This window comes from Cupriavidus sp. 01L46, from assembly GCF_056399905.1.
In genome coordinates, this window is sequence record NZ_JBFTSF010000205.1 from 1 (window position 1) to 23425 (window position 23425).

A 23425-nucleotide genomic window follows, 5' to 3' on the forward strand; every position below is an offset into this window, starting at 1 on the left:
GCCAGGCGTCCCACCTGGTCGGCCCGCTCAATGTGCCGCAACGCAGCGACAGCTTCGGCATGAAACAGGTGCCCCGCGTCGGTAAGTGACACCGGCTTCCTCTTGTTGCGGTTCAAGAGCGTGACGCCCAAATCTTGTTCAAGGCGTTGGATTTGGGTGCTGAGCCCTGATTGTGCGAGACCTAAGCGATCTGCCGCCTTGGCAAAGTGAAGTTCTTCCGCCACGGCGACGAAGCACTGCAACTGGCGAACATCAATCATCGTTTTAATCTCAATTTCGGAACAAAAATTACTGCTTTCCATCTGGATCATATCAAAGAATCCAGATGAAATAGCACCATACAACTCCCGGAGAGCTACCAATGAATGCCCCGCTTCCTGCGTCAGTGCTTGCCACCAATGACGAGTCCCGCTTCCAAGTGTCTGCCCACCCAGATCACCACCGCATCCTGCATGTGACCGTTGAGCGCGACGCCGTTCTTGGCTTCCTGCATGACGCACGCAAGGTCGATGTTCAAAACCTTGAGTATGTCCCCTTCATGCGCTACGGGCTCGCGGACGTACTCGCGAAGCATGTCGGCGAGGACTTCGCGACCGCCATCAACGGCATTGTGAAGGATCGGCAGCACGGTGGCTTTACGGTAGGCCTCCAGGGACTGACGACTGACGCCGACGATTTCGTTCGCTTCGGCACTGCCATTGGGCACCTCTTGGGCCCCGGCAATCACGATGCGATGTCGGGCACTTACTACGCTCGCTTCGTGGTCAAGCACACGGACGATAGCGACTCGTATTTGCGCCAAGCCTATCGACTCTTCACGATGCACACAGATGGCACCTTCGTTACCGAAGCGACGGACTGGCTGTTGATGATGAAGTTCGCAGAAGAGAATGCAAAGGGCGGGGAGTCCCGATTCTTGCATCTGGACGATTGGGAAGACCGTGACCGGTTTGTCAGTCACCGTCTCGGGACGCAGCCGTTCCTCTACAAGGCGCCGGGGTCCAAGAATGTCAGCGATAGGGTCGAGCGCCCGCTCTTCTTCCAGAACGCCTTTGGGTTGTCGATGTCCTTCATCGATCAGTTCGTACAGCCTCGCAATCGCGAGGAGGCTGCATTTCTCAACGACCTGTCGACTTCCATGGAGGCTTCGCCGGGAACAAAGGAAGTGTCGCTGCCGGTCGGCGACCTGGTTGTACTGAACAACTACTTCTACCTCCACGGGCGTGCGCCGTTCGAGAAACATGCGGCGCTGTTCCGTGAGCTGATGCGCCAGCGAGGCACGTTCGCCTGATTGTCAATGTGATCCGGCGTGGCTGATAGTGACAGCGGTTAGGCCTGATAGACGCTTCAAATCAAGATGACATCTCTAACAGAAGTTGCGGAAAGCCAAGCCGTCCCCAGTGCGGGAATGCCTGCCAAGCCTGCCTATGGCGCCAGCCGTCAGATTCATCGACGACTACGACCGATCCTCTCGCTTGCCGATTTTGAAGTCGCGGCAAAGAAGAGCCTGCCGCGCCCGATCTTTGGCTATATTGCCGGCGCCGCGGAGGATGGAAAATCGCTTGGCGCGAACAAGACGGCATTCGACGAGGTCAAGTTCCGACCCAAAGTCCTTGTCGATGTGTCGGGAAGGTCGCAAGCGACCGAGATCTTCGGGCAACGTTATGCCGACGCCACTCGCAGAGACGCTCTGATTGAGCGGATTGAAGCAGCCGGGTTCGCTACGCTTGTCCTTACGGTTGATATTCCCGTTTGGGCCAACCGGGAGAATAACGTCCGTACTGGCTTCTCTTTGCCTTTGCGGCCATCCGTGCGCTTGGCACTCGATGGCATGTCCCGGCCGCGTTGGCTGGCTGGAACGTTCGCCAGAACGCTCATCTCGAGTGGGATGCCGCATTTTGAGAATTCTTTTGCGTCTCGCGGCGCCCCGATCTTGTCGGCCTCCGCCATTCGCGACACGACGGGGCGCGATCACCTGAGTTGGACGGATATCGAGCGAATCCGGCAAAGATGGCGCGGCAACCTGGTCATAAAAGGCCTTTTGCATACGTCCGACGCCKAGCGCGCTGTCGCCTTGGGCGCCGACGGCATCATTGTCTCGAATCACGGTGGGCGCCAATTGGACGGTGCCGTGGAACCGCTTGCAGTATTGCCGGAGATTTGTGAGGCCGTCGCGCACAAGACAACCGTCATGATGGACAGCGGTATCCGGCGAGGCGGTGATGTGCTCAAAGCGTTGGCACTAGGAGCCCGCTTTGTCTTCCTGGGGCGACCTTTTATTTACGCTGCGGCCGTTGGGGGAGCCGAAGGCGTACGCCACGCCATCACACTTTTGCGCGATGAGGTCGACCGAAACATGGCCATGCTTGGCGCGAAGACCATCGCAGACGTGAACGACGCCGTCATCGTCCACGGCCACGGAGCCGCMCGGTTTGTGTCGCGTTTCCCTACTTCCGTGTAGCCCGCATCGCCAAACGCATGGTCCTCGTGGCCATGCAGCAATGCACACCATGCATTGCTGCATGGCGTCATGTACTCGGGCATGAGCACGCGTACCCAAACCGGCTGGCTTAAGCCACGCGGCGTCACTCGGATCTGAGGGAAACCTTCAAATCACGAAAATGGACGAGCCCGTGGTCTTTCGAGCCTCCAGGTCCCGATGTGCCTGCACGGCGTCCTCCAAGGCATAGCGCTGATTGATCTCGATGCGGATGCGCCCTGCCGCCACGTGGCCAAATAGCTCGTCGATCAGTTCCGCCTTTTCGGCCGGATCGGCAATGTAGTCGGCCAGGCCCGGGCGGGTCAGGTAGAGCGAGCCCTTGCGGGCCAGGATTTGCGGATCGAACGGCGGGATTGTGCCGGAGGCGGTACCGACGCAGACCATCAGGCCGCGGCGCTTGAGCGAGTCCAGCGAGGACATGAAGGTGGCCTTGCCCACGCTGTCGAAAACCACGGATACGCCCACGCCGTCCGTCAGTTCCCGCACGCGCTTGGCGACATCCTCATGGCTGTAGTTGATCGTGTGATCACAGCCGTGGGCGCGCGCGACTTCGGCCTTGGCATCCGTCGACACCGTGCCGATCACCGTCAGCCCGAGCAATTTGGCCCATTGCGAAACGATCAGGCCAACACCGCCTGCCGCGGCATGCAGCAGCACAGCCTCACCTGCCACGAAGGGGTAGATCCGGCGCACCAGGTAGGAGGCGGACAAGCCCCGCATGGTCATGGCCGCCGCAGCTTCGCAACTGATGGCCTCCGGCAGCTTGATCAGCAGCGCGGCAGAAATCAACCGCTCAGTGCTGTAGGCGCCTAGCGTGTTGACAAAGCCCGTGTAGGTCACACGGTCGCCGACCGCCAGCTGGGTCACACCGGCACCAACTGCCTCGACCACACCGGCTGCCTCGTTACCGACGCCGCTGGGCAGCGGAACCTGGTAAGTGCCGCCACGGAAGTAGGTGTCGGCAAAGTTCAGGCCCACGGCCACGTGACGAACGCGGACCTCTCCCGGTCCCGGTTCACCAACCTCAGCGTCTTCAAGACGAAGGACCTCGGGGCCGCCCGTTTCGTAGAATTTAACGACTTTCGCCATGTTGTCTCCTGTTCTGTATCAATCATTACGATTGCCACAGTCGGCTTGAGAAAGCTGACTGTGGTCTCTCCCGGTTGGCAGTCATGCTTACCGAGACGCTTTAGGCGGGCTTGCGCAGAAATCCCTGGTTGCCACCGTTACGATTGGGGGCGAAACCATTGGCCTGAAGCGTCTCTTCCGCCGTGCCGTAGAAGACCCCAATCTGCATGATCTCTCGTGCCTGTTTCGCCGTCGCTATGGGGCGGCCAAATTCGCCGGCGATACGCACCAATTGCTTGATCTGCTCGACGGAGGTGCTCTTTCCCGTGCGGGTCTGGTTCCAGAGCACATCCTCGATGCCGCACCGCACATGCAGGCCCAAAGCCATGCCGATCATATTCACGGGCAGCACATTCAGCACCGAACTCTCCACCGTTATCACCGCTCCGTCGGGCGCGGCACGCAGGAAGTTGGCCAGGTTGTAGATGTTCGCTTGATCCATGCCGCCGCTGATAGCCACCCAGTTCATCACCAGTGGCCCTTTGTAGACGCCGCGGCGAATCATCCGCTCAATCGTTTCAAAGCTGTTGATGTTGTAGCACTGAAACTCGCTTTGGATTCCGGCGGCTGTCAGGCGCCGGATATGCTCCTCGACCCAGCTAGGGTTCGAAGGCACGATCATGTCCTTGTAGGTTGCATAGAGGTGCGGGAATCCCCGCGAGACCCCCTTGAAGTCATCCAGACCAGCATGCTCTGTCACATTCATCTGCGTGGTGTTGACGGTCACCGTCACCTGGTCGGGCTTCGGATCGAGTTCGGCCAGCATATGCCGCGTGTCGTCGGAGAGCCATTTGGCTGCGGAGCCATCGTCCTCGGGCGCAAAGCTGATCGAGCCACCCACCTGAATGACCATCTCGGGCACGGCCTTGCGCACCCCGGCGATCAGCTCATTGAACATGGACAGGCGCTTGCTGCCCCTGCCATCGGGTTCGCGCACATGCAGATGCAGCACGGTGGCACCGGCTTCGTAGCAATCCACCGCCTTCTGGATCTGCTCCTCCATTGTGACAGGGATATCTTCCGGAAAGTCTGAGGGAATCCAGCCCGGCGCATAGGGAGCGGCCGTGATGATCAGAGGCTGCTGGTTCTCGGGATACAGGTGGCCGTCAAGGAAGTTCATGATGATGGATCTCCAAGATGAAATGTGAATATTGAGAATGTCGAACTAGATGAGCGAGCTGTAGAACCCCATGTGCAGCGCCATCTTCGGCACGGCGGTACGCGAGCGAATCTCCCTTAACCGGTTGATGTCAGCGTGTCCTTCGCGCCAGTGAATCATCTGGCCTGCCACCGCCTCCCGCTTTACCTTGCACGTCTTGAGCTTGCCTTTTTATGACACATGCGGGCAACTGCTGAACGCAGATTACGCAACCCAATCCAGCACCAAGGGCATATCAGGTCAAGATAAAAATCAACGCGCAGAGTTCGCGACGATCCAGGGGCAGGGCCCGCACCCGAAAGTCCAGAGCAATTCACGCAATAACTCCTTAGCCCCCGGCCGGGAGCCGTCTCTTATTCTTCGAGCCTGATCCCCGCGTCGTTGGCGATCTTCGTCCAGACTTGCAGATCGCTCTGGACGATCTCGGCCAGCTGCGCGGAGGACTTTACCGGTGGCGGCTCGAAGTTCTGCCTCTTCATCAGGGCCGCGATCTCCGGCAACGCCTGCACCTTGTTGACCTCATCTGCCAACCGCTTCACGATCGCCGGACTGGTTCCGGCCGGCGCGAACATGCCGAACCATCCCACGGTGCCAAACTTGTAGCCCTGTTCGCCCATCGTCCTGACGTTGGCAAGCTGGGGAGACCGCACGTTGCCCACATTGGCAATGCCGCGCACCTTCCCGGAACGCAGGAACGGAACCGCCACGCTGGGATCGGTCCAGCCGATCTTGAGCACACCCGAGGAAAGTTCAGTGAGCAGTTGACTGGAGGTCCGATATGCAACGTGTTCGGTCTTCATGCCGGTCTGCTTCTTCAACCATTCCATCGTCAGGTGCGCGGACGACCCGGTGCCCCAGCTTCCATAGCTGTACTTATCCGGATTTGCCTTCACGAACTCGATGAGTCCAGGCAAGTCATAGACCGGCAGATCCGGGCTCACCAGCAGCAACACCCCACCCACCGCCGTCTGTGCGATCGGCATGAGGCTCTTTCTTGCCTCCTGGGAAATGGACTTGATGACTGCTGGCGCAACCACCATGTTGGACGCCGTTGTGTAGAGAATCGTGTAGCCATCCGGCGCCGCCTTGAGGACGGCGTTGGTCCCAATCACCCCGCTGCCACCCGGCCGGTTCTCTACCACCACAGCCTGCTTCAGCGATTCGGAAAGGCGTTGAGCCATGACCCGCGCCAGCGAGTCGGTTCCCGATCCGGCGGACGAGGGCACGATCATTTGAATCGGGCGCGCGGGCCAGGCTTCCTGTGCCTGGACCGGGCCTGGTGCGCACAAGGCAATGATTGTCTCGGCACACAGCGCAACTGCGAGCAGCTTTTTCAGTAGTGACATCGTCTCCCCCACCTTTTTGGACTACGACCCAGCCTGCCAAGTGCTGCGTGCCTCACCGAAGCAACCGCGCGAAGCAATCGCGCGACGAGCCATTTCCACCTGCCCAGGCTATCGTTGGCGCGATCATAGCAGTCATGATTTTTATTGTCGACATAAATAAACATAAGGGGCAGACTTGCTCACAATCGCTATCCTTTCAGGCCAGCAGCCTGGCGCACGGCGCGCCTGACGCTCCACAGCCTTCGGCGCGCAGGCACCTTCACGCGCCGGCCACGGCCTGTGCATTCTCGGCCTCCTGAAGCTGGCGCCACATCACCTTGCCGGTGCCCGACTTCGGCAGTGCCTCAACGAATTCCACCGTACGCGGGCACTTGTAGGCCGCCATGTTCTCCTTGGCCCATTCGATGATGTCCTCCGACGTGGTCTTGCCCTTGGCATGGGCGCGCAGCACCACCACCGCCTTGACGGTCTCGCCGCGGTACGGGTCGCGCGTGCCGATGATGCAGGCTTCCTGGACGTCGGGATGCTTGTACAGCAGGTTCTCCACCTCGGCGGGCCATACTTTGAAGCCCGACGCATTGATCATGCGCTTGAGCCGGTCGGTGATGAAGTAGTAGCCCTCTTCGTCCATGCGGCCCAGGTCGCCGGTGCGGAAGAAGGTCTTGCCTTCGATCTCAACGAAGGCGTCGCGGGTGGCATCGTCCTTGCCCCAGTAACCCTTGAAYACCTGCGGACCGCTGACGATGATCTCGCCGATCTCGTTGGGCGGCAGTTCCTTGAGCGTGACGGGGTCCACCACGCGTGCGTCCAGGTTGGATGTCGGCAGCCCGAGGCACTGCAGCTTGGGCCTGGCTGCCGGATTGACGTGCGTCGCGGCCATGGTTTCGGATAGACCGTAACCCTCCAGGAAACTCAGGCCGAGCGCTCCGCGCAGGCGGTTGGCCACCGCCTCTGGCATCGCCGCACCGCCGCCGCCAATATGGTGCAGGCTGGACAGGTCGAACTCCGCCACGTTCGGGCTGGCCAGAAAATCGACCACCATGGTGGGATTGCAGGTCCAATGGGTGATCCGATGCCGCGAAATCAGCCGGCCCGCCACTTCGCGGTCCCAGCGCGGCAGCATCACCACGGTGGCGCCGCTGTAGATGGGAACGTCCATGCCGTGTTGCATGCCGCTCACATGGAACAACGGCAGCACCGACAGGGACACGGACTCGGGCCTGCTGTCATACCAGGCCCGGCCGCCCACCACGCTCTGCATGACCGAGCGATGGGTGTGGACGCAGCCCTTGGGGAACCCGGTGGTCCCCGAGGTGTACGGCATCACCGCCATGTCGTCGGGCGCCGCTGTATGCGGTCCGGGTAACAGGCTGGCGCCGAGCGCCTCGGTCCATCGCATGGCGCCGGCTGGCCACGGATGCGACATGGTCAGCCAGGCTGGCGGCGTGTCTTCCGCAAACTCGTGGCTGGGCGGCAGCGCGTCGGCATACGAGGTCACCAGCAAATGCTGCAGCCTGTTGGCCAACGCGAGCTCACCCGTCGCCCGCTCCGCAACGCAGGCCAGGTCCGCGGAGCAGATTGCCACGCGTGCCCCTGCGTCGGCGACGTAGTGCCTGAATTCCTCGGCACGGTTCATCGGATTAACCGGCACCACCACGGCATCGGCGCGCAGGATGGCGTAGTAGCTGACGATGAACTGCGGGCAATTCTGCATATACAACAGCACCCGATCGCCCTTCTTCACGCCACACTTCTGCTGCAGCCAGCCTGCCAGCGCGGTGGCCTGGGTATGTAATTCCCGAAAACTGGTGGCGTTGCCGAAATAGCGGATTCCGGCCTTGTCCGGATAGCGGTGCGCGGACACATCGAGGTTGGCCCAGAGCGAGGTCTGCGGCAGCACCAGGCCGGGTAGGCCCGGCCTGGACTGGATTAGCTGGTCCGCGCGCGCAGGGGGCGCATTTTGCATGGTGTTTTTCTCTGTGAATGACAGTGTCTTCGGCCCCGCCATCGCGCGCTCGACGGCGGCTACGCCCACCGGGCGGCTCAGACTCAGGCTGGCAGATCACTCCGCAACGAAGTGAATCGAACGCAGGAGTTCCCCCTGCCGCTCGTAGGCGGCGCGGGCTTCCTTCGAAAGCGCATCGCTGCTCAGCGGCAGCCCCGCTTCCATCCCCATGGCTGTGATCCGGTCCCGAGTGCCCTGCTGCTGCAAAACCTGGAGCGTGACGGCGCGGATCTTTTCCTGCACCGCATCCGGTACGTCGGGCGGCGCCCAGAGGCCCATCCAGCCGGATTCGGTCATGGCGGGATAGCCAAGCTCGGCGAAGGTCGGCACGTCGGGCAGGGCCGGAATCCGCTTCGGATAGGCCACGGCATAGGCCTTGAGCTTGCCAGCACTGATGAGGGGAAGCGATGTTGCCAGCCCGTCAAACATCAAAGGAACATGGCCACCCATGACATCCTGCAGCGCGGGCGGCGAGCCCTTGTAGCCAACGTGGTCCATATCGAGACCAGCCAGTCGGTTGAACTGCACGCCCATGGTCTGCCCCCGCATGCCCGTGGCATAGGATGCGTAGTCGACCTTCGGAGACGATGCCGCCCTGAATCAGCAGGAGCGTGTAGCCATCGTGCGGCGAAGACAACAGTGCGCCCACGGCGATCGCCCCGGCGGCGCCAGGTCTTGACTCGACAATCACGGGCTTGCCGAAGGCATGGGTCATGCCCTCGGCAAGCAAACGCCCGAGCGTGTCGGCAGTGCCGCCGGCCGGGCCGCCGACCACGATCCTGATGGGCTTCGCCGGCCACGCCTGGGCATAGGCGGTTGACGGGAGCACGGCTGGCAACGCGAGCGACAGCGCAAGGCCGAACATAGATGACAGCGACGCCCTGCGGTGCGCCGACAGTTCTACTTGATTCACTTTTGTCTCCGAAATTGCGAGGGTTGGTCAGGGCAGAGACCGGCTTCATCGAGAGCCGGCTACTTTCCGCCCTTGCCCTTCTGTTGACTGAGCGTCTGTTCCAACCGGCCCGAATCAGGCGGCCTTGCGCAGGAAGCCCTGGTTGCCGCCATTGCGGTTCGGCGCGAAGCCGTTGGCAGCCAGCGTCTCCTCGACGGTGTCATAGAACACGCCAATCTTCTGGATGTCGCGCGCTTCCTGAGCCGTTGCCACTTTGCGGCCGAATTCATTCGCGATGCGCACAAGCTGCTCGATCTGCTTCACCGTGCTCATCTTGCCCGTGCGCGACTGGTTCCAGAGGCAGTCCTCGGTGCCGCAACGCACATGCAAGCCTGAGGCAATACCCATCATGTTGACAGGAAGCACGTTGCGCACAGAGCTTTCAACTGTAAGCACCGCGCCATCCGGGACGGCGCGAACCATGTTGGCGAGATTAAAGATGCTGGGTGCATCCATGCCGCCGCTGATAGCCACCCAATTCATGACCAGCGGGCCCTTGTAGACGCCACGCCGAATCAGCCGCTCCACGGATTCGAAGCTATTGATGTTGTAACACTGGAAGGCACTCTGGATACCGGCTGCGGTAAGGCGGCGGATGTGTTCTTCGACCCAGCCAGGCTGGGCGGGGACCGTCATTTCCTTGTACGCGTTGAAGATCGCGGGATTCTCACGCGAGGTGCCCTTGAAATCCGCGAGTTCCGCATGCTCCGTCACGTTCATCTGAGACGTGTTCACCGTGACGGTCACCTGGTCCGGAACGGGGTCAAGTTCGGCCAGCATGTGACGCGTGTCGTCGGACAGCCACTTGGCGGCAGCTCCCTCATTTTCGGGCGCGAAACTGATCGACCCGCCCACCTGGATGATCATCTCCGGCACAGCCTTGCGTACCCCGGCAATCAGCTCGTTGAACTTGGACAGACGCTTCGAGCCTTTGCCATCGAGTTCGCGCACATGCAGGTGCAGCACAGTCGCGCCGGCGTTGTAGCAGTCCACCGCCTTCTGGATCTGGTCTTCCATCGTCACCGGGATGTCTTCCGGGAAATCGGACGGCAGCCAACCCGGTGCGTAGGGCGCCGCAGTGATGATCAGCGGCTGCTGATTTTCAGGGAACAGGGATCCATCGAGGTAGTTCATGGCATGTCTCCATTTACAAATGGTGGGGGCAAGGCTTGGCTGCGGCTGGCGCGCCTCAGAACGGCTTGTCGCCGATGATCGCTGCGCGCTCCATCTTGCGCGGGGCCGGCCAGTAATCCTGTACCGCGTAGTGCTGGGTGCAGCGGTTGTCCCAAATGGCCACGCTGTTAGGCCGCCAGCGGAACCGCACCTGGTATTCAGGAATCGCCGCCTGGCTGATCAAGTAGTTCAGCAGATGGCTCGCGCCCGGAGTCTTGTCCTGTCCGTAGCGCACGTTCTCTGGGGTATGGAAGTTCGCGAAATGCGTGGAAAAGCCGCAGACGTAGAGCACCTTCTCGCCAGTCTCCGGATGCGTGCGCACCACGGGATGTTCGACCATGGGGTATTGCGCGGCAAGCTTGGCGCGATTTTCCGGGCTCATCGCCGCGCCGAATGAATGTTCGATGCCATGCTTGGCGCGCAGGCCGGCAATGCGCTCCTTGATTTCCTCGGGCAGGTTCTCGTAGGCCGCGGCCATGTTCACCCAGATGGTGTCGCCGCCGACCGGCGGGCATTCGATGCAACGCAGGACGCAGCCCATCGTTGGGGTTTCGCGCCAGCTGCCGTCGGTGTGGTAGCTGTTCTCGTAGTTCTCGCGCTTGTCGCTGCGATAGATCTGTACCAGGCCGGGATGATCCGGGTCGCTGCCGGCGACCGGGTGGTCCTCCAGTTCGCCAAAACGGCGGGCGAAGGCCACGTGATCGGCCCGGCTGATATCCTGGTCCCGCAGGAACAGCACCTTGTGCTTGAGCAGCAGCGCCTTGATCTCGGCAAACAACGCGTTATCGCGCGCTGCATCGGCCAGGTTGACGCCGCCGATTTCGGCTCCGATGGTGCAGGTAAGAGGTTCTACGTGCATGGAGAGCTTCCTTTACACAACAAAAATTGACGAGCCGGCGGTCTTGCGCGATTCCAGGTCCCGATGGGCCTGGACCGCGTCCTGCAGCGCATAGCGCTGATCGATCCCGGTGCCGTTGGGCAGCGGCACGGGGTAAGTGCCACTAGGGAAATACGTGTCGGCGTAGCTCGGACGCACCGCGCCGTGCTGGTTTCGCGCCTCGCCGGGACCCGGCTCGCCAACCTCGGCATCCTTGTAACGGAGGGCCTCTGGCCCTCCCACCTCAACCATGCGAACGGCTTTTGCCAATTCCGTCTCCTGTTGTCGTCTATTGCTGCCGCCACTATCATTCGGTAGCCTGAGTTGATTGTCGGCTCTCGCATGCGCAGGACCTTTGACAAGCCACGCCAGAAATTGACCATCCATGACAGTGGATTCCCGGCCTGAGTCACTGCGCGGAAAAGCGGCGCCGGCGGCGTATGCAATGCATGACCGATACTGGCAGCCAAGCGAAGGCCAGCGGCTTCATCGGTAGATTGCGCAGGCCTTCGATCAACCTGACTATCCCTCTTCGGAAAGTGCCCCCTATGACCGTCCTGGTTCGCAGCGCCTCCCTCACGAAGTACTCCGGGATCGCTCGCGCCGCGGGTATCGACCCGGTGCAGATGGTTTCCCATGTCGGCCTGGACCGGGAATGCCTGCACACGCCCGACCTGCGCATCCCCGAATTCCGGCTCGCGGAGGTGCTCGAGACATCCGCGCGAATCACTGGCTGCCATTCGCTCGGGCTGCTCATGGGCGAATCGTGGCGGTTATCCGACTTCGGCCCGGTCGGCCTGACGCTGCAGCATCAGCCCACACTGCGGGATGCGCTGGCCGAGGTCGAGCGTTATCGCCACCTGCTCAGCGACTCTGTCGCGACGCAGTTCACCGAGCATGCGAATATTGCGGTCCTGCGAGTGACGTTGCTGACTGGCAGGCAGCAACCCGGCCGGCAGGCGATGGAGTTGACGGTAGGCGCGGTGCTTTGCCTGATCCGCGCCATACTTGGCGCCCAATGGAAACCCCGCTGCGTGCACTTTTCGCATGCAGCCCCTGCGGACCTGCGGGTGCACCATCGCCTGTTCGGCCGGCAGGTCGAATTTGGCTGCGAATTCGATGGCCTGGTCCTGTCGAGCCAGGATCTGGATCGAGTGAACCCCCTGGCCGATGCCAGCCTGGCCAAGTACGCCAGGGGATTCCTTGACCTTCAATCGCCATCGAATGAGCACTCCGTAGCGGCTGACGTACGGCGGGCAATTCACCTGCTGCTGCCGCGCGGCCGCAGCGCAGTGGAACAGGTTGCGCAGAACCTGGGGGTCAGCCCGAGGACGCTGCAGCGCCAACTGGAGCAACGCGGGGAAACATTCTCGGGCCTGGTCAATCAGGTACGGTGCGAACTGGCCGAGCGCTATCTGCAGAGCCGGCAGCAGTCCATATCGCGTACGGCGGATCTGCTTGGCTTTTCAGAGGTGAGCGCGTTCACGCGATGGTTTGGAGCGCAGTTTGGGAAACCGCCGACACGGTGGATGAAGGAGGGAAGGCAAATCGTCTCGCAGGAAGACGCCAATCCTCCAATGCAGGATTGAGCGCCGGAGCTATCGGATGCGCCGCTGCGCCAGCCCGCGAGACACCCATAAAAAAACCGGCCCCGCTGCGCTCCGACGGAGCGGCGTATAGGCCGGTCTTGCTGCGCGGGAGACGCCTCCCGCCATGCGATGCCGCTACGTGAACGATCAGCCGTTCGCGTAGACGATCTTTGCCTTGCGTGCCTGGTTCTGCAGGCGGCTCAGCATATGCTGGACGGCGGAGATGGCGCTCTTCACGTCTGCCACCAGGCTGGGGCTGCGGGGACCAAGTTCGCGCTCGATCAGATCGCGTTCCATTTGGTCGGTCATCTTGATGTCGCTTTGCGTGTTCATGGCTTCTTTCCTTCAGGGATTACCCTCATCGGGTTTTCCCTAATCATAGCAAAGGAAATGACGCAATGCAGCATTAGGTGATAGTACGTATGCAGAAAGGCAACGCTTTGCAGGGAGCAAGCCTCGAGCGCCTCAGCCTGCGCGACGCGCCGAGACCCCGTGCGCAGGACGTCCATGGCTGCGGGGCTTGGCGCAGCCGTCATGGATAGTCATGTGCCCCTTCAGCCTTTTGCCAGCACCTCCCGAATGGCATTCTCGAACACCTCCACCGGCTGCCCGCCGCTCACCAGGTATTGGTCATTGAAGATGATCGAGGGCACGGAACGGATGCCCATGTCCTGATAGTGCTTCTCCATCTCACGGACTTCCGCCGCATAGGCGTCGCCGGACAGCACCGTACGTGCCTTCTCGGCGTCCAGGCCGGCCGCAGCCGCCGCCTCGACGAGAACCTCGTGATTGCTGGAATCCTTGGACTCCGTGAAATACGCACGGAACAGCGCCATCTTCAGCGCCAGCTGACGCCCTTCCAGGTTTGCCCAGTGCAACAGCCGATGCGCGTCGAACGTGTTGTACACGCGGGTACGAGAGCCAAACTCAAAGCCGACGTCGGCGCCACGCTGGCGGATCATGGCCTGGCTTTGCACAATTTCCTCCTCGGCGCGGCCATACTTGCGCGCCATGTAATCCTGGATCGATTCACCTCCCGGCCCCATGTCCGGATTGAGCTCAAATGGGCGAAGCGTAATGTCTGCCGAAACGTCATCGCCAAGCCGCGCCAGCGCCTGTTGYAGCGAACTCAGGCCGACGGCGCACCACGGGCACGCGACGTCGGAGACAAAATCGATTTTCAGCGTCTTTTGCATTGTGTTTTCTCGGTGTCAGTCCATCACTGCGCGACAGGGTAGCTGCAATTGCCATTGGGTGCAGGGCCTCACTCCCAGCAGGGTTTTCCCGCAAAGCAACCACAACCAGACGCCCCCTCCCCGGCATCTGTCCGTGGCCCGCCAGCCACACGGCCCTCGCGCAGATCGGGAAACGTGCTCCGTGCCCACTCCTCAAGCGGCGCGGCGCGCGGTAATATCTTTCCAACAGGTCATCGGTGCACGATGATCCATTCCCAGAGAAGGATTGAAGCGAATCATGGAAGAAGGCTCGGCAGCTCCACTTGAGATCGCCCCTTCCCTGCCCCTGGTACCGAGTGACGTTCACGGCGCTCCATCGGACTTCCTCGCCAGTGCCAGCACCAACCTCGGCGCCAACGCACCGCAGCTCTTCCTGAACCGTGAGGCCAGCCAGCTGGAGTTCCACCGGCGCGTGCTCGCCCAGGCCGAGAACCGCGACATCCCGCTGTTGGAGCGATTGCGCTTTCTCTGCATCTTCAGCAGCAACCTGGACGAGTTCTTCGAGATCCGCGTTGCCGGCCTGAAGGAGAAGATCAAGCTGCAAGCGCCGGCGACCACAGGCCCGGATGGACTGGACGTGCGGCAGATCTACGCGCTTGTCAGCGCCCGCACGCACAAGCTGGTCGCGGAACAGTACCGCCTGTTCAACGAAGTGCTGGTTCCGGACCTGGACCGCGAGGGAATCCGCTTCCTGCGCCGTCCGCACTGGACGCAGGAACAGGGCGAGTGGATCCGCAGTTATTTCTTCCGCGAGCTGATGCCGGTGCTCACCCCCATCGGCCTGGACCCGGCGCATCCGTTTCCGCGCGTGCTCAACAAGAGCCTGAACTTCGCCGTGGAGCTCGAAGGCAAGGATGCCTTTGGCCGGGAGGCGAACGCGGCCATCGTGCAGGCGCCCCGGGCCCTGCCCCGCGTGATCCTGCTGCCCAAGGAGATTTCCGGCTGCGAACACGGCTTCGTGTTCCTGTCGTCCATCCTGCATGCCCACGTCTGCGAGCTGTTTCCCGGCATGCGCGTGCGCGGCTGCTATCAGTTCCGCGTCACCCGCAACAGCGAACTGTTCGTCGACGAGGAAGAAATCAAGAACCTGCGCGATGCGCTGCAGGGCGAGCTGCCGCAGCGGCATTTTGGCGATGCGGTGCGGCTCGAAGTCGCGGACAACTGCTCAGAGGAGATGACGCGCTTCCTGCAAAACCAGTTCGGCCTGGAAGATGCCGAGGTGTTCTCGGTGAATGGCCCGGTCAACCTGGTGCGCTTGCTGCCGGTTCCTGACAGCGTGGACCGCGATGACCTGAAGTACCCGCCGTGCCGCCCCGGCCTGCCCAAGGCGCTGCAGGACCAGCCCGACATGTTCCGCGCCATCCGCGACGGCGATATCCTGCTGCACCATCCGTACCAGTCGTTTTCGCCCGTGGTGGATTTCATCCGCCAGGCTGCCGAAGATCCGGAGGTGATGGCCATCAAGCAGACGGTGTACCGCGCCGGCAACGACTCAGCCCTGCTGGAGACGCTGATCGGCGCCGCTCGCAGAGGCAAGGAAGTCAGCGTGGTGGTGGAGTTGCTCGCCCGCTTCGATGAGCAAGCCAATATCAACTGGGCAGCCCAGCTTGAAGAAGCCGGCGCGCACGTGGTGTACGGCGTGGTTGGCTACAAGGCCCACGCCAAGATGGCCATGGTGGTGCGCCGCGAAGGAAAAAAGCTCAGGCGCTACGCGCATATCAGCACCGGCAACTATCACTCGCAGACGGCCAGGAGCTTCACGGACTTCGGCCTGTTTACCTGCAAGGAAGCGCTCGTCGACGATGTGGCCAACGTGTTCTCCCAACTGACCGGGCTGGGCCATCCCGGCACGCTGGCGCACTTCTGGCAATCGCCGTTCACCATGCATACGGCGCTGCTCGAAGCCATCCGCCGCGAAGGCAAGCACGCCAAGGCTGGCCGCAAGGGATTGATCATCGCCAAGATGAACGCCTTGCTGGAGCCCAAGCTCATCCAGGCCCTGTACCAGGCATCCGGCGATGGCGCGCGGATCGAGCTGATCGTGCGCGGGGCCTGCGCATTGCGTCCTGGCATTCCGGGCCTGTCGGAGAATATCCGTGTTCGCTCCGTGCTTGGCCAGTTCCTGGAACATGCGCGGATCTTCTACTTCTACAACGACAAGGCCGAAGACGTGCGGCTATCGAGCGCCGACTGGATGGACCGCGACTTCTTCCGGCGCATCGAGGTCTGCTTCCCCGTGCTGGACAAAGCCCTCAAGGATCGCGTGATCGAGGAAGGGCTGAAGGTCTACCTGAAGGACAACCGCGACACCTGGGAAATGGACGCGGACGGCAACTACCGGCGCAAGCGGGGCCGCCAGCCGGTATCCGCGCAGGACATCCTCAGAGAGAAGCTGGCCTRATCCCTGTTCGCGCCGCCCCCCGTCGGGGCGGCCCGGAAGCGCCCCTGGCGGTCGCACCGGGCATCGTTGAAGCGCATGTCAGCCCCCGAATGCGCCAGCGTGGCCACCCTGGCCACCGCCCCGACGCGCTAGTGCGCACCTGGGGACGCGCAGCGATACACGTTGCCCGACAGCGTCACATTGGTTTGTTCCAGGCGATCCCTGCTGCCGGTCTGGCCTGCGCGCTGGGTGAGCAGGTACACCAGATTGCCGCCCATTGCCGCTGCCTTGTTCTTGATGTCATTGCGTGCACCGGTTTCCAGATCCGCATTGGCCGTGATGGCGCCCCGCACAAAATCGCCCTGGCTGCCGGTCACGTCGCCAAGATAGGTGCATCCGGCGGCAGGCTCGTTGTGGGTGATCCTGACCGCCGATGCGGCCGGGCTGGCAAGCTGGGTTGGCGCACAGCCGGCGAGCGCGCAGCTAGCCGCGATCCATGCAACGCCTGCGATTGTCCTGATGGTCATAGCTATTGAAGTATTGAATGATTGGTAGCGCCACGGCGCTTGCGCGGCAAGGCGGCGCGTGTGATTTGCGTCGCCGGCGCCAAGGCCCCGGGGTCATTGGCACCAGTGCGATGCGCCTGCCTCAGCGAAACAGGTAGTCCACGCCAAGCGACACCGCCTGGCTCTTGACCGAAGCATCGTTGCCCTTCCAGCTGAGCTTGCCGTAGTTCATGTACTGCATCCGCAAGCGCCAGTTCTGCGTGACCGCATAGGACGCGCCCACCCCCAGGCTGATAAGCCCCTGCGACTTGTTGCCCGATGCGAGATCGCCCGAGCGCCGGCCATGCATGTAATTGACACCGGCGATGCCCAGCAGCGAAAAACGCTCGGTCAGGGGCAGGTGGCCCACTACGTTGACGGACAAGGCGTTCACGTCGAATTTGTCGTTAGCGTTGCCATTCTTGGCCACGACCCGGCCAAGGCTGGCTAGCGAGCCTTCGACCGACACATAGGGCGAGAACTGATAGCCGCCCCGCAAGCCAAATCCAACGTTGTTGGACGATCCGCCCGCCCATCCGGGCGTGCTCGTACTGACTTTGTCGCGGGCAATATCGAGGTCGCCGCCGACGTACCAATAGTTGGCGGCGAGTTCCGCGGCTGCGGCATGCGCGGGCACAGCCGACAAAAGCATCAACATGGCAGCAGGCGCGATGGGAAAGCGGCGGCCAGGGAAGGCGAGAGAACGCATATAATTTAATCTCCAACGAATATAAATTACCGTAAAACGATAAAGTATTTCTGTTTTACAGTAATTTTTTGCCATGCGCAATCCCTTCAGGAGACCGGCATGCCGAACCCCCTTTCCCTTTCCTTGCCCGCTGACGGCGCGTTAACGCGCGTTAGTGTCATCGCGCACCGCATGCAGTGGCTGACACTTTGCTGCGCCGTCGTGACGACGGCCGGCCTGATCGCCTTCTGGTTCTTGCTTCCCGATGCGGAGCTGGACCGGAACCTGCGCGCGTTCCTGGCCGGGCCTGCGCCAGGCGGGCAGTTGCTGGTGTCGATGCCGTACCGGTTGCTCGGGCTGGCCATCACGAGCGCGGCCACGGCTTTGCTGGTCAGTGGACTGATGCAAGCGCACAGGCTGTTCGCGGCCCTGGCGAGCGGCGCGGTCCTGACCCTGGAGACGGCCGTGCGCCTGCGCCGCGTGGCGCTGGTGGTGACGGCGTTCAGCGGGGTGGTTCCGCTGACCAAGACGGTGCTGGCCATGGCCCTGGCCAGCACGGCGGCCAACGGCCCCTACATGGTGGTGATCATCACCTTCGGCGACGTGATGCTGGGCTTGCTGGGCGGCTTGCTGCTGGCCATCGGCTGGGCGATGGTCGAGGCCGCGCGCGTCGCGCTGGAGAATGAGAGCTTTGTTTGAGTTTGCGTTTGAGGCCCCCTGACCCTATGACTATCCTCGTCCGGCTTGATGTCCTGCTTGCTGAGCGCAAGATGAAATCGCGCGAGCTCGCCCAGTACATCGGCATCACCKAGCCCAATCTCTCCTTGCTGAAATCCGGCAAGGTCAAGGGCATCCGTTTCGATACGCTGGAGAAGATCTGCGAGGCGCTGAAATGCCAGCCGGGCGACCTGCTTGAGTACCGCGCCGATACACCTGGCGAAGATCAGGCCTGATCGCCTCGCCTATCCCGCCAGCGCGGCCCGCGCTGGCCGGGTGAACTGCAAACAATTGTCTCGCCCCCGCTGCCGCATTTCCGCCAGATCGGCGCCAGATCGGCCACCCGCCTGGCCTTACGGCCTGCGCAACCACCGGGCTCCCCCCAATCGAGTGATACCGCGCCGAGAGTGATCTTGCGCATACTCGCACTTTCTTGAACTACTCGCCCCCAAGCGGGCGCGAAGCAAGGTGCTTATGCTGATCCTCATCTACTGCAGTTATGCGGTTGCCTGCATCTTCGCGCTCTGGAGAGCGGCGCGCTGGGTGGAAAAGCACCACCCGGCCCTGCGCGACAACCACCCGCCTCGGCATGACACGCGCCCAGCCTGCAAGCCCCCGGAAGAGAACCTGCCTGCGAGCCAGCGCTGCCACCTGGAGATGCCGCCCGCCGCGCCCGCCTGCCTGGCGCAACACCCCGACGCCAGCGCTGGCGCCTGCATGGTCCTGTAGCCCCCTGGACGGTGGCCCGTATCTGGTCCTCGGCATTCATCCTTGAAAAAACCAGATTACTGTATATATTTACAGTACCTGTATGGATGAACAGTAGTAACGGGAGCCGATCATGGAACACCTGGTCCGGGTACAGAACGAATACGACAGGCAGGTCCTGGCCTGGTTGCGCGAACGCGTAGGCGATGCGGCGGTGCAAGCCGCGGCGCAACGGCTGGCGGGAGACCGCAAGCCCTACCTGTCAACGATCTGCCGCAGCCTGAACATCACGCCACCGGCCCGCCGCACCCTGCGCGCCCAGTCGAACCGGGCCAGCCGGGAGGTTGGGGACCGCTACCTTGCGTCGATCCGTGCGCTCCTGGCGCGGCCGGCACCGGCACAGCGGCATTCTCAGCATCAACCCGCGCAACCCCAACCCTAGCAATATCGGGATCCGCATTAGTCCCGCGGCTTAGGTACATGGCGGGCCTGCGCCCGTTCAGACAGCACAAGCGTCCGCTTCGCGATGCGCGTGGCATCGCGCAGCAGAGTGCTTTTCCCGCTCCACCCACCCTGCTGGCATCAGGGCTTTCTTGACTTATCGTTTCCCATAGATGATAGTAAATTGAAATTTGTTCTCTTTTTAAGAATAAATTTCAACCAAAGGATTGCCGTGGATCTGGCCGAACTTGAGATTTTCCGGGCCGTCGCGCTTGAAGAAAGCGTCACGCGGGCTGCCAAGACCTTGGACCGCGTGCAGTCGAATGTCACCACGCGCGTCAAGYAGCTCGAAGAGGAGCTCGGCGTCGCCCTGTTCCTGCGCGACAGCAAGCGCATGACCCTGACGCCGCAAGGCCAGCGCTTCCTGGGCTACACCGAGCGGTTGCTGGCGCTGGCCGAGGAGGCCCGCCAATCCATGCGCGGCGATGCGCCCTCGGGCACGCTGCGCGTGGGCAGCATGGAAAGCTCGGCCGCCAGCCGGCTGCCCCGCCCGCTGGCGCGCTATCACGGCAAATGGCCGGACGTGCGGATCGAGATCCAGACCGGCACCACGCAAGCCCTGATCGACGCACTGCTGGCGCATCGCATCGACTGCGCCGTGGTGGCCCATCCTTCCGAGGGCGCGCCGGACACGCTGGATATGGACGTGCTCGGCCCCGGCCTGGAAGGCACGTTCCTGTTCTCCGAAGAACTGCTGCTGGTGCTGCCGCACAGCCATCCGCCGGTGCGCACGCCGCAGGACATCAAGCTGCGCAGCCTGGCCACGTTCTCCCGCGGCTGCACGTACCGCCTGTGTGCCGAGGCCTGGCTGGCCAGCGGCGAAGGCCCCCGGCTGGCGCTGAACGTGCTGGAACTGGCGTCTTACCACGCGATCCTGGCCTGCGTGACGGCGGGCTCGGCCGTGGCCATCCTGCCGAGGTCACTGCTGGCGCTGCACCCCGATGCCGCGAGCCTGCAAACCGTGCCCGTGCGGGTCGCGCACACATTGCTGGTGCGCCGTTCGGGTTTTGCCACGTCGGCATACGCGGCGTTTCTTCAGGAGCTGCAGCATGGCTAGGATCAGAACCCTCACGCCAGCGCCGCAATCCTTGGGCAATGCCATGGCGCCCTGGATGCCCTCGATGGCCACCGCGCTGGTGCTGGCGGTGGGCATGGGCTTCGGGCGCTTTGCGTTTACCGGGGTGGTAGGACATCCGCATGGCGCGCCGCTATTGTTCTCGGGTGTCGGTGCCGGCATCCTGCTGTCCGCCGAGCTCATTGCCGCCGGCAACCTGGCCGGTTGGCACAGTCCCTTGCTGTGGCTGGCAATCGGCGGTGGCGCCGCTGTGCTGAGCTTGCTGGCATGGCCGTATCTTGCGGGCCGCGTGTTGGCACCCCAACCGCATGCCAGTGCCAACGCCGGTGCCGCGGACGAGGCCAATGGCAACGGCCCTGGTCCGTGGCCGCTGGTGGCCAGCTACGGGCTGGCGGGGTTCGGCTATATCGTCACGGCAACCTACCTGCCGCTCTTTGTGCGCGACGCGCTMGGCCACGTCGACCCGATCCATATCTGGGCCGCGTTCGGGCTTGGCGCGGCTCCTTCGTGTTTTCTCTGGCATGCGCTGCACGGCCGCCTTGGCACCCGGCGCGCGCTCGCGCTCAACCTGCTGGTGCAGGCGGTGGGCGTGATCCTGCCCGCGCTCAGCCACTCGGCCGCGGCCTACCTGGCTAGCGCGCTGCTGGTGGGTGGCACCTTCGTTGGCACCGTGACCATCGMCATGCCCGCCGCGAAACGCGTGGCCCACCGCGTGACATTCAACCTGCTTGCCATCATGACCGCCGCCTATGGCGTAGGCCAGATTGCCGGCCCGCTGGTATCCGATGCGCTGATGGYGCACAGCCATAGCTTCAGCGGCCCGCTTGCCGCCGCCGCTGCMGCGCTGCTGGMCTCTGCCGTCTTCTGCTTCCTGTGAAGGCCATCGCACGCCCGGCGCACGGCACAGAACCCGCCCCACAGAATCCACTCATTAATGAAAAAACGAGGAGCCCGTCAATGACCAACCCCATCCACGCCGCGCAACCACGCACGCTGCTCTCCCGGCTCGGCCTTGCCACCCCGATCATCCAGGCACCCATGGCGGGCGTCAGCACGCCGGCGCTTGCCGCGGCAGTGTCGAATGCCGGTGGCCTGGGCTCGCTCGGCGTCGGCGCCATGGACGCCGAGGGCGCCCGCAAGACCATCCGCGAAACCCGTGCGCTGACGGACAAGCCCTTCAACATCAACCTGTTCTGCCACGCGCCCGCCGTCGCCAACCCGGCGCGCGAGGCGCAATGGCTGGCCTACCTGGCGCCGAGCTTCGCCGAATTCGGCGCCACGCCGCCCGCCAGCCTGCGCGAGATCTACACCAGCTTTGTGGCCGACGACGCCATGTTCGCGATGCTGCTGGAGGAGCGGCCCGCGGTAGTGAGCTTCCATTTCGGCTTGCCGGCGCAGGCCTGGATCGACGCGCTGCACGCCGCCGGCATCTTCCTGATGGCCACGGCCACCAGCCTGGACGAAGCGCGGCAGATCGCCGCTGCCGGCGTCGATGCCATCGTTGCCCAGGGCGYGGAAGCCGGCGGCCACCGCGGCACGTTCAAGCCCGAAGGGCATGACGAAGGCCTTGGCACCCTGGCGCTGGTACGGCTGCTGGCCCGCCATACCGCCCTGCCCGTGATCGCCGCCGGCGGCATCATGGACGGCGCCGGCATTGCGGCGGCCCTGGCGCTGGGCGCGCAGGCCGCGCAGCTCGGCACCGCCTTCGTGGCCTGCCCGGAGACCGTGGCCGACGCGCCCTACCGCGCCGCCCTGCTGGCGGACCAGCCCGCCAGCACCACGCTGACCCGCGCCATTTCCGGCCGGGCCGCGCGCGGCTTCGTCAACCGGCTGACGGAGCTGGGCGAGGCGGCGGACCGCCCGGCGATCCCCGATTACCCGATCACCTACGACGCCGGCAAGGCCCTGCATGCGGCGGCCAAGGCGCGCGGCAATGCGGACTACGCCGCGCAATGGGCCGGGCAAGCCGCGCCGCTGGCGCGCGCCCTGCCGGCGGCGCAACTCGTGGCGACACTGCGCGAGGAGCTGGCGCAGACGATTGSGGCGCTGAGCATGGCGGGATTCGGCGCTCACTGAGCGGGGGAACGGGGCCTGCCGAAGCCGGCGGCGCGTGCGTCTTGCTGCTACCATCTCGCCACGCGCTTCGGCCTCATGCTGGCCCGCAGCGGATCCCCGCCTTCCTGACGAGACAAACCCATGGACGCACTCACATCGACATTGGCCATCGGCGGCGCGCTGGCGCTCGGCGCTGTCAGCCCCGGCCCGAGCTTCGTCATGGTGGCACGCGCCGCCATTGCCAGCTCCCGCGCCGACGCGCTCTACATGGCGCTGGGCATGGGGCTGGGCGGCGTGGTGTTTGCCGCGGCCGCGCTGCTCGGGCTCAAGCTGTTGCTGGCGGCGGTGCCCTGGCTGTACATGGCGATGAAGGTGGGCGGCGGCATCTACCTGGTGTATCTGGGCGCGCGCATCTGGCGCGGCGCCAGCGCGCCCCTGGCAATGGCGGCCGGCGCAGCTGCAGGCGGTGGAGCGCCCGCCACGGGGCGCAGCCATGCCTTGCTGAGCGGCTTCGCCACGCAGCTGAGCAACCCCAAGACGGCGGTGGTCTACGCCAGCGTGTTTGCCGCGCTGTTGCCCGCCCAGGTGCCGGCTTCGCTGCTGCTGGCGCTGCCGCTGATGGTCTTTGCCATCGAGACGGGCTGGTACGCCATCGTGGCGATCGCGCTCTCTAGCGCCAGGCCGCGTGCGTTCTACCTGCGCTTCAAGCTGTGGCTGGATCGCGCGGCCGGCGGGGTGATGGCGCTGCTCGGCATCCGGCTGCTCACGTCGCTGCGCCAGTAACAGCRACAG

At 63.3% G+C, this 23425-nt stretch carries 24 protein-coding genes and 2 pseudogenes; 12 read left to right on the forward strand and 14 right to left on the reverse strand.

Going from position 1 to position 23425, the window contains the following annotated elements; all coding sequences use genetic code 11:
* Positions 1–260, reverse strand: a 260-nt coding sequence (locus AC1DS3_RS27385) for a LysR family transcriptional regulator (RefSeq protein WP_477128351.1), incomplete at its 3' end; no start/stop codon positions are given.
* 101 nt (positions 261–361) lie between these two features.
* Here AC1DS3_RS27385 and glaH point away from each other — a divergent pair.
* Together glaH and AC1DS3_RS27395 are read left to right on the forward strand one after the other, a co-directional pair.
* Positions 362–1291, forward strand: a complete 930-nt coding sequence (gene glaH / locus AC1DS3_RS27390; RefSeq protein ID WP_441639902.1) for a glutarate dioxygenase GlaH — start codon at positions 362–364, stop codon at positions 1289–1291.
* A 117-nt stretch (positions 1292–1408) separates the two neighbouring features.
* Positions 1409–2386 (forward strand): annotated as a pseudogene (locus tag AC1DS3_RS27395) (alpha-hydroxy acid oxidase); the annotation flags it as partial.
* Between the two features lie 222 nt (positions 2387–2608).
* Here AC1DS3_RS27395 and AC1DS3_RS27400 read toward each other — a convergent pair.
* From AC1DS3_RS27400 to AC1DS3_RS27440, 9 genes and pseudogenes are all read right to left on the reverse strand, one after another.
* A complete protein-coding gene (locus AC1DS3_RS27400; RefSeq protein ID WP_441639903.1) occupies positions 2609–3589 on the reverse strand; it encodes a quinone oxidoreductase family protein in 981 nt (326 codons plus the stop codon).
* A 100-nt stretch (positions 3590–3689) separates the two neighbouring features.
* The gene (locus tag AC1DS3_RS27405; protein WP_441639904.1) at positions 3690–4748 is read right to left on the reverse strand and encodes a beta-keto acid cleavage family enzyme; all 1059 of its coding nucleotides are present in this window, start codon (positions 4746–4748) and stop codon (positions 3690–3692) included.
* Positions 4749–4930: 182 nt separating this feature from the next.
* Complete coding sequence (locus AC1DS3_RS27410) at positions 4931–5104, reverse strand: DsbA family protein (protein ID WP_441639905.1); 174 nt, start codon at positions 5102–5104, stop codon at positions 4931–4933.
* 36 nt (positions 5105–5140) lie between these two features.
* The gene (locus AC1DS3_RS27415) at positions 5141–6133 is read right to left on the reverse strand and encodes a Bug family tripartite tricarboxylate transporter substrate binding protein (protein WP_441639906.1); all 993 of its coding nucleotides are present in this window, start codon (positions 6131–6133) and stop codon (positions 5141–5143) included.
* A gap of 259 nt (positions 6134–6392) precedes the next feature.
* Positions 6393–8099: a long-chain fatty acid--CoA ligase gene (locus AC1DS3_RS27420; RefSeq protein ID WP_441639907.1), complete on the reverse strand. Its 1707-nt coding sequence runs from the start codon at positions 8097–8099 to the stop codon at positions 6393–6395.
* 96 nt (positions 8100–8195) lie between these two features.
* Positions 8196–9051 (reverse strand): annotated as a pseudogene (locus tag AC1DS3_RS27425) (Bug family tripartite tricarboxylate transporter substrate binding protein).
* 114 nt (positions 9052–9165) lie between these two features.
* Positions 9166–10224 (reverse strand): beta-keto acid cleavage family enzyme, encoded by a 1059-nt coding sequence (locus AC1DS3_RS27430; protein ID WP_441639909.1) that lies wholly within the window; start codon positions 10222–10224, stop codon positions 9166–9168.
* A 55-nt stretch (positions 10225–10279) separates the two neighbouring features.
* The gene (locus tag AC1DS3_RS27435) at positions 10280–11122 is read right to left on the reverse strand and encodes a TauD/TfdA dioxygenase family protein (protein WP_441639910.1); all 843 of its coding nucleotides are present in this window, start codon (positions 11120–11122) and stop codon (positions 10280–10282) included.
* A gap of 12 nt (positions 11123–11134) precedes the next feature.
* Positions 11135–11410: a hypothetical protein gene (locus AC1DS3_RS27440; protein WP_441639945.1), complete on the reverse strand. Its 276-nt coding sequence runs from the start codon at positions 11408–11410 to the stop codon at positions 11135–11137.
* A 278-nt stretch (positions 11411–11688) separates the two neighbouring features.
* Here AC1DS3_RS27440 and AC1DS3_RS27445 point away from each other — a divergent pair, with 278 nt between their 5' ends.
* Complete coding sequence (locus AC1DS3_RS27445) at positions 11689–12729, forward strand: AraC family transcriptional regulator (RefSeq protein ID WP_441639911.1); 1041 nt, start codon at positions 11689–11691, stop codon at positions 12727–12729.
* Between the two features lie 147 nt (positions 12730–12876).
* Here the strand turns inward: AC1DS3_RS27445 and AC1DS3_RS27450 are convergent, their stop codons facing one another.
* Together AC1DS3_RS27450 and AC1DS3_RS27455 are read right to left on the reverse strand one after the other, a co-directional pair.
* On the reverse strand, positions 12877–13062 hold the full coding sequence (locus AC1DS3_RS27450; protein ID WP_441639912.1) for a hypothetical protein: 186 nt from the start codon (positions 13060–13062) through the stop codon (positions 12877–12879).
* Positions 13063–13283: 221 nt separating this feature from the next.
* Positions 13284–13925, reverse strand: a complete 642-nt coding sequence (locus AC1DS3_RS27455) for a DsbA family oxidoreductase (RefSeq protein ID WP_441639913.1) — start codon at positions 13923–13925, stop codon at positions 13284–13286.
* Positions 13926–14202: 277 nt separating this feature from the next.
* Between AC1DS3_RS27455 and ppk1 the strand changes: the two genes are divergently transcribed.
* A complete protein-coding gene (gene ppk1, locus AC1DS3_RS27460; RefSeq protein ID WP_441639914.1) occupies positions 14203–16365 on the forward strand; it encodes a polyphosphate kinase 1 in 2163 nt (720 codons plus the stop codon).
* A gap of 128 nt (positions 16366–16493) precedes the next feature.
* Here ppk1 and AC1DS3_RS27465 read toward each other — a convergent pair whose 3' ends face one another.
* Both AC1DS3_RS27465 and AC1DS3_RS27470 read right to left on the reverse strand, forming a co-directional pair.
* A complete protein-coding gene (locus AC1DS3_RS27465; protein ID WP_441639915.1) occupies positions 16494–16871 on the reverse strand; it encodes a DUF4156 domain-containing protein in 378 nt (125 codons plus the stop codon).
* Positions 16872–16992: 121 nt separating this feature from the next.
* The gene (locus tag AC1DS3_RS27470) at positions 16993–17598 is read right to left on the reverse strand and encodes a porin family protein (protein WP_441639916.1); all 606 of its coding nucleotides are present in this window, start codon (positions 17596–17598) and stop codon (positions 16993–16995) included.
* Positions 17599–17697: 99 nt separating this feature from the next.
* Between AC1DS3_RS27470 and AC1DS3_RS27475 the strand changes: the two genes are divergently transcribed.
* From AC1DS3_RS27475 to AC1DS3_RS27510, 8 genes are all read left to right on the forward strand, one after another.
* The gene (locus AC1DS3_RS27475; RefSeq protein WP_441639917.1) at positions 17698–18276 is read left to right on the forward strand and encodes a hypothetical protein; all 579 of its coding nucleotides are present in this window, start codon (positions 17698–17700) and stop codon (positions 18274–18276) included.
* A 26-nt stretch (positions 18277–18302) separates the two neighbouring features.
* Positions 18303–18530 carry a helix-turn-helix domain-containing protein gene (locus AC1DS3_RS27480; protein ID WP_477128343.1) on the forward strand — a complete coding sequence of 76 codons (228 nt, stop codon included), beginning with the start codon at positions 18303–18305 and terminating at the stop codon, positions 18528–18530.
* A gap of 238 nt (positions 18531–18768) precedes the next feature.
* Complete coding sequence (locus tag AC1DS3_RS27485; RefSeq protein WP_441639918.1) at positions 18769–19023, forward strand: hypothetical protein; 255 nt, start codon at positions 18769–18771, stop codon at positions 19021–19023.
* Positions 19024–19135: 112 nt separating this feature from the next.
* Positions 19136–19444: a CppA family protein gene (locus AC1DS3_RS27490; RefSeq protein ID WP_441639919.1), complete on the forward strand. Its 309-nt coding sequence runs from the start codon at positions 19136–19138 to the stop codon at positions 19442–19444.
* A gap of 231 nt (positions 19445–19675) precedes the next feature.
* A complete protein-coding gene (locus AC1DS3_RS27495; RefSeq protein ID WP_477128344.1) occupies positions 19676–20560 on the forward strand; it encodes a LysR substrate-binding domain-containing protein in 885 nt (294 codons plus the stop codon).
* On the forward strand, positions 20553–21455 hold the full coding sequence (locus tag AC1DS3_RS27500; protein WP_477128345.1) for a YbfB/YjiJ family MFS transporter: 903 nt from the start codon (positions 20553–20555) through the stop codon (positions 21453–21455). Before AC1DS3_RS27495 ends, AC1DS3_RS27500 begins: the two co-directional genes overlap by 8 nt.
* A gap of 80 nt (positions 21456–21535) precedes the next feature.
* On the forward strand, positions 21536–22654 hold the full coding sequence (locus tag AC1DS3_RS27505) for an NAD(P)H-dependent flavin oxidoreductase (protein WP_477128346.1): 1119 nt from the start codon (positions 21536–21538) through the stop codon (positions 22652–22654).
* A gap of 120 nt (positions 22655–22774) precedes the next feature.
* Positions 22775–23416 carry a LysE family translocator gene (locus tag AC1DS3_RS27510; protein ID WP_441639923.1) on the forward strand — a complete coding sequence of 214 codons (642 nt, stop codon included), beginning with the start codon at positions 22775–22777 and terminating at the stop codon, positions 23414–23416.
* The last annotated feature ends 9 nt before the right edge of the window (positions 23417–23425 follow it).